Source organism: Bacillus sp. SM2101 (assembly GCF_018588585.1).
GTDB lineage: Bacteria > Bacillota > Bacilli > Bacillales > SM2101 > Nanhaiella > Nanhaiella sioensis.
Window position 1 is genome coordinate 1 of the sequence record NZ_JAEUFG010000124.1, and the last position, 782, is coordinate 782.

General features: G+C 30.8%; 1 pseudogene. It reads right to left on the reverse strand.

What is annotated here, in order from left to right:
* Nucleotides 1-110: 110 nt before the first annotated feature.
* Nucleotides 111-173 (reverse strand): annotated as a pseudogene (locus JM172_RS25060) (YjcZ family sporulation protein); the annotation flags it as partial.
* Nucleotides 174-782 lie beyond the last annotated feature (609 nt).

Below are 782 nucleotides of genomic sequence, written 5' to 3' on the forward strand. Positions count from 1 at the left end.
ATGGCATTTCAAATTTTAATCTGTGGATTAGTTTTTGGAAGTAACTATGTTCTATGTTTAAGTTGGTGATAGGAAGTTTTTTATTTTCCAACGGAAGCGTCAGTTGCCGTCCAAAAAGGATCCCAACAACTACATCCTACAATAATGAGTAGAATAAAGACTACAACGGTGAGTGTAACAATAATCCCCATAAATTACCTTCCTTTCATAGTTTATAGACTTATTCTATTCTGAAGGCAATTTAGAAGTATAGACTTATAAATCAATTGTGAAGGATTTTATTCATGAACAATAGCTTGTTTTATTAACAAACGATAGTATAACAAGCTATTTAATGGGCGCATAAAATATATAAAGGAAAAGAGGGGAAATCTTGTGGAATACCTGCTAAAGTTATTTGGATAAAAAATTCTAGTGAAGGTTGGATTTTAGTATATAACGACTAAAATGTACTTAAGTCTATGTGAAATTGTATACTTTCAAACAAAGTGGTATAGCTATTATTATGTAAACTATAAACCAAATGTATCATTGGTTATCGCTTGAATTGTAGATGAAAAGTTAGGGGAATTGTACCCCATGTATAAAATAAAACAATACAACCATAATGTCTTAAACCTTCATCAGTCTTGCCCAAAATAAAAAATGACGCTTATCTGAATTTCAGATTTGCGCCATTCTTATTATGAGGTCAAGTAGTACATTTCTGGTTGATCTTTTTTCTATAGCTATTATCTTAATGTAGCAGAGATAGCGTTTACTATATTCTTGCGCCATATTGT